A 3,964-nucleotide genomic window follows, 5' to 3' on the forward strand; every position below is an offset into this window, starting at 1 on the left:
CTACCGGGCGCGGCCGGGCCGCCGGTGCCGCGCACGCCGGCCGATGACGACCTGGTCGACCGGTACGTCCGACCGACGCTCGCCGGCACCACGATCGGCGCGCTCGCCGTCACCGAGCCGGAGACCGGTTCCGACGTCGCCGGGATCCGCACCCACGCCCGCCGCGACGGCGACCAGTACGTCGTCAACGGTGCGAAGACGTACATCACCAGCGGTGTCCGGGCGGACTTCGTGACCACGGCGGTCCGCACCGGTCCACCGGGTGGCGGCGAGTTGAGCCTGCTGGTGATCGAGAAGGGCGCGCCCGGGTTCACCGTGGGGCGTCGGCTGGAGAAGCTCGGCTGGCACTGCTCGGACACCGCCGAACTCTCCTTCGTCGACGTACGCGTCCCGGTGACGAACCGGATCGGTGAGGAGGGCACCGCCTATCTCGCGATCATGCAGCACTTCGCCGCCGAGCGGCTCTCCCTGGCCACCCAGGCGTACGCGATCGCGCAGCGCTGCGTCGAGTTGACCGTGCGCTGGTGCCGGGACCGGTCCACGTTCGGGCGTCCGCTGGTCGGTCGACAGGTGGTCCGGCACCGGCTGGCCGAGATGCACACCCGCGCCGAGGCCGCCCGCGCGTACGTGCACGAGGTGGCCGCCCGGGTCGTCGCCGGGGAGCCGGTGGTGACCGAGGTGGCGATGGCCAAGAACGTGGCCGTGGCGGCGAGCGACTGGGTGGTCGACCAGGCCCTGCAACTGCACGGCGGGTTCGGCTACCTGCGCGACGCCGAGGTGGAGCGGCACTACCGGGACGCCCGGATCCTCGGCATCGGGGGCGGCACCACCGAGATCATGAACGAGATCGTCGCGAAGGGCATCGGTCTATGACCACGTTGGAGAGCACGGTCGACCTCACCTCACCGCCCCACCGGGCCAACCGGGAGGCGTTGCGGGACCGGATCGCCGAGCTGGACGCCGCGCTCGACCAGGCACGTGCCGGTGGTGGCGAGAAGTACGTGACCCGCCACCACGCACGCGGGAAGCTGCTGCCGCGCGAGCGCATCGAGCTGCTGCTGGACCGGGACAGCCCGTTCCTGGAGCTGTCGCCGGTGGCCGCGTACGGCACGGACTTCCCGGTCGGGGCCAGCGTGGTGACCGGGATCGGGGTGGTCGAGGGCGTCGAGTGCATGATCGTGGCGAACGACCCGACCGTACGCGGCGGTGCGGTGAACCCGTGGTCGCTGGCGAAGACCCGGCGGGCCGGGGAGATCGCGCTGGCCAATCGGCTGCCGATGGTCAACCTGGTCGAGTCGGCCGGCGCGGACCTGCCCACCCAGGCGGAGATCTTCATCCCGGGCGGCCGGGTGTTCCGTGACCTGACCCGACTCTCGGCCGAGAAGATCCCGACGGTCAGCGTGGTCTTCGGCAACGCCACCGCCGGTGGCGCGTACGTGCCCGGGATGTCGGACTTCACCATCATGATCCGAGAGCGTTCGCAGGTCTATCTGGCCGGGCCGCCGCTGGTGAAGATGGCCACCGGGGAGGACGCCGACGACGAGTCGCTCGGAGGTGCGGCGATGCACGCCACCCGTAGCGGCCTGGCCGACTTCCTTGCCGCCGACGAGCGGGACGGCCTCCGGCTGGCCCGGCAGTGTGTCCGCCGGCTGAACTGGCGCAAGCAGGGGCCGGGGCCGCGTACGCCGCACCCGCGCCCGCCCCGGCACGACCCGGAGGAGTTGCTCGGCATCGTCAGCGCCGACCTGAAGGTGCCCTTCGATCCACGTGAGGTGCTCGCCCGGCTGCTCGACGGCAGCGAGTTCGACGAGTTCAAACCGGCGTACGGCACGGCCCTGGTCACCGGGTGGGGCGAGCTGCACGGGTTCCCGGTCGGCGTGCTGGCGAACGCCCGGGGGGTGCTGTTCAGCGAGGAGGCGCAGAAGGCGACGCAGTTCATCCAGCTCGCCAACGCCGCCGACACACCGTTGATCTTCCTGCAGAACACCACCGGCTACATGGTCGGCACCGAGTACGAGCAGCGCGGCATCATCAAGCACGGCGCGCTGATGATCAATGCGGTGTCGAACTCGACGGTGCCGCACCTGACGGTCAACCTGGGCGCCTCGTACGGGGCCGGGAACTACGGCATGTGCGGCCGGGCGTACGAGCCGAGGTTCCTGTTCACCTGGCCGAACGCGAAGTCCGCGGTGATGGGCCCGGCCCAGTTGGCCGGCGTGCTCTCCATCGTGGCCCGGCAGGCCGCCGCCGCCCGGGGCCACGAGTTCGACGAGGACTCCGACGCCGCCATGCGGATGATGGTCGAGCAGCAGATCGAGTCCCAGTCCGGCGCGCTGTTCCTCTCCGGACGGCTCTACGACGACGGGGTGATCGACCCCCGGGACACCCGTACCGTCCTCGGGCTCTGCCTGTCGGCCGTGCACAACGCGCCGGTACGCGGTGCCGCCGGCTTCGGCGTCTTCCGGATGTGAACCCCCGTGAGCGCGAGGAACGCAGCGCAGCGGAGTCCCGCAGTCGCGAACGAAAGACCAGCCCGATGAGCGCGAGAAAGGCTCTGCTGCCATGATCACCAGGCTTCTGGTCGCCAACCGGGGCGAGATCGCCCGCCGGATCATCGCCACCTGTCGGGTGCTCGGCGTCGAGACGGTCGCCGTGCACTCCGACGCGGACGCCGACGCGCCCTTCGTCACCGAGGCCGATCGGGCGGTACGCCTGCCGGGGAACACGCCCGCCGAGACGTACCTGCGGATCGACCTGATCCTGGCGGCGGCCCGGCGGTCCGGCGCGGACGCCGTGCACCCGGGCTACGGTTTCCTCGCCGAGAACGCCGACGTCGCGGCGGCGGTGACCGACGCCGGGTTGACCTGGGTCGGCCCGTCGGCGAAGGCGATCGCCGCGATGGGCGACAAGCTGGCCGCCAAGGCGTTGCTCGCCGAGGCGGGCGTGCCGATGCTGCCCTCCTGGACCGACGCCGCCCAGGTCACCGACTTCCCGGTGCTGGTGAAGGCGTCCGCCGGTGGTGGCGGTCGCGGCATGCGGATCGTCCGGGACGCCGACGGTCTCGCCGAGGCGGTGGCGGGCGCGGGCCGCGAGGCGGCGTCGGCGTTCGGCGACGGCACGGTCTTCATCGAGCGGTACGTCGAGCGGGGCCGCCACGTCGAGGTGCAGATCGTCGGGGACCGGCACGGCACCGTGCTGGCGCTCGGGGAGCGAGACTGTTCGATCCAGCGCCGGCACCAGAAGATCGTCGAGGAGGCTCCGGCGGTGCTCGCCCCGGAGCTGCGGGACCGGCTGCACGCGGCGGCGGTGGCCGCCGGCCGGGCCGTCGACTACGTCGGCGCGGGCACGGTGGAGTTCCTGCTCGCCCCGGAGGGCGACTTCCACTTCCTGGAGATGAACACCCGTCTCCAGGTGGAACATCCGGTCACCGAGGCGGTCACCGGGCTGGACCTGGTCCGGCTGCAACTGCTGGTCGCCGAGGGCGAGCCGCTGCCACTGACGGTGACGCCGCCGGCCGAGGGCCACGCGATCGAGGTACGGCTCTGCGCCGAGGATCCGGCCCAGGGTTTCCTGCCGGCCACCGGCACCCTGCACCGGTTCACGGTCCCCGGGGTGGTCGGCGAGTTCGTTCCGACGCGTGGGCTGCGGCTCGACTCGGGCGTGCGGGACGGCTCGGCGGTGCAGGTGCACTACGACTCGATGCTGGCCAAGGTGATCGCCTGGGCGCCCACCCGCGCCGAGGCGGCCCGTACGCTGGCCGCCGCGCTGGCGCGGGCCGAGTTGCACGGCGTGGCCACCAACCGGGACCTGCTGGTCCGGGTGCTGCGGAGTCGGGAGTTCGGCGCGACGGAGGTCGACACCGGCTTCCTGGACCGGCATCCCGGGGTCTTCGCCCCGCTGCTGCCGCCCGGCGAGGTGCCCCTGGTCGCGCTCATGTCTCTTATTCACATCTGACGCTGCCGAC

General features: G+C 72.1%; 2 protein-coding genes and 1 pseudogene. All 3 read left to right on the plus strand.

What is annotated here, in order from left to right; genetic code table 11:
• Positions 1–873: acyl-CoA dehydrogenase family protein (locus EYA84_RS28155; protein WP_131056929.1), on the plus strand; the 873-nt coding region annotated here is incomplete at its 5' end.
• Complete coding sequence (locus EYA84_RS28160; protein ID WP_131056931.1) at positions 870–2,471, plus strand: acyl-CoA carboxylase subunit beta; 1,602 nt, start codon at positions 870–872, stop codon at positions 2,469–2,471. The genes EYA84_RS28155 and EYA84_RS28160, both read left to right, overlap by 4 nt.
• Before the next feature lie 91 nt (positions 2,472–2,562).
• Positions 2,563–3,945 (plus strand): annotated as a pseudogene (locus EYA84_RS28165) (acetyl/propionyl/methylcrotonyl-CoA carboxylase subunit alpha); the annotation flags it as partial.
• Positions 3,946–3,964 lie beyond the last annotated feature (19 nt).

Source organism: Verrucosispora sp. SN26_14.1, from assembly GCF_004307965.1.
Taxonomy (GTDB): domain Bacteria; phylum Actinomycetota; class Actinomycetes; order Mycobacteriales; family Micromonosporaceae; genus Micromonospora.

What these genes read in the sequence shown, in the direction of transcription:
- EYA84_RS28160 (WP_131056931.1), top strand. Translation starts at nt 870, where the DNA reads ATGACCACGTTGGAGAGCACGGTCGACCTCACCTCACCGCCCCACCGG.